General features: G+C 44.2%; 1 protein-coding gene. It reads left to right on the top strand.

What is annotated here, in order from left to right; translation table 11 throughout:
• Nucleotides 1–326, top strand: a 326-nt coding sequence (locus tag AC0608_RS13690; protein ID WP_478289456.1) for an HYR-like domain-containing protein, incomplete at its 3' end; no start/stop codon positions are given.

Below are 326 nucleotides of genomic sequence, written 5' to 3'. Positions count from 1 at the left end.
GTGATTGCTTCATTGCCTGCAACTTCAACTATATCTTGTGGTACAACACCTGTGTTTGCTACCGCTACTGCAACAGATGCTTGTGGTGCTACTTTCACTTTGACTTCGGCTGATGTGACTACTAATGATGCTTGCGCGGGTTCGTATTCTATAACCCGAACTTGGACTGCAACCGATGCTTGTGGTAATACTGCAAATGCATCGCAAACTATAAATATTAAGGATACTACAGCTCCAGTGATTGCTTCATTGCCTGCAACTTCAACTATATCTTGTGGTACAACACCTGTGTTTGCTACCGCTACTGCAACAGATGCTTGTGGTGC

It is taken from the genome of Flavobacterium sp. GNP008, from assembly GCF_056428965.1.
Note: the sequence above shows the minus strand (reverse complement) of the source record. Positions and strands in the feature narration are given on the sequence as shown.